Source organism: Methylobacterium tarhaniae (assembly GCF_001043955.1).
In the GTDB taxonomy this organism is placed as follows: domain Bacteria; phylum Pseudomonadota; class Alphaproteobacteria; order Rhizobiales; family Beijerinckiaceae; genus Methylobacterium; species Methylobacterium tarhaniae.
This window is the reverse complement of sequence record NZ_LABZ01000360.1, coordinates 1-742: the sequence shown is the minus strand read 5'-3', so window position 1 is coordinate 742 and position 742 is coordinate 1. Positions and strand designations below refer to the sequence as shown.

Annotated in this window: 1 protein-coding gene; it reads right to left on the bottom strand. The window is 71.7% G+C overall.

Translation table 11 applies throughout. The features are described 5' to 3' along the window. Positions 1-640 (bottom strand): flagellar basal-body MS-ring/collar protein FliF (fliF, locus tag VQ03_RS29935; protein WP_048454580.1); only part of this gene is annotated, 640 nt, incomplete at its 3' end. Positions 641-742: the final 102 nt, after the last annotated feature.

Genomic DNA, 742 nt, shown 5'->3' with positions numbered 1-742 from the left:
TGCCGTCGGCGCCGATCACCGTGACCCGGTCGGGCTTCATGCCGGGGATCGCCGAGGCGACGAGCTGGCGGATCGCCTGGGCGCCGCTGCGGTCGTCGGCGGGCTCGGTGCGCACCACCACGGAGGCGGAAGGCGGCTGCTGGTCGCGCCGGAACGAGCCGCGCTCGGGAAGGACGATGTGGACCCGCGCGGCGCGCACGCCCTTCATGCCCTGGATCGTGCGGGCGATCTCGCCTTCGAGCGCCCGGACCCGGGTCATCTCCTGCATGAACGACGTCATGCCGAGGGAACCGAGGTCGTTGAACAGCTCGTAGCCGGATTTCGAGCTCTGCGGCAGGCCCTTCTCGGCGAGCAGCATCCGGGCCTGCGCGGTATTGCCGTAGGGCACCAGCACGGCGGCGCCGTCGGCGCTCACGTCGAAGCGGATGCCCGCATCCTTGAGCACGCCGCCGATGCGGGCCACGTCCTCGCGGGAGAGGCCGGTATAGAGCGTCTCCTGCGCCGGCCGGCTCAGGTAGTAGGCCCCGAGGCCCACCGCCAGGAACACCACGAGGCCGATCAGCCCGAGCGCGGCGAGGCGCCGGGGCCCGAGTTCGACGATGTTGCTCCACAGCCTCTCGGCTTGCTCGCGACCGGACATTCCTCAGCCAATCCCGTCCCAGCGCAGGCGACTTTGCCTCATCGCTCTCTGACGCCCCTGCCTTGTGCGGAGGTTGCGGCCCCGCGTGCGCCGGCGCACGCG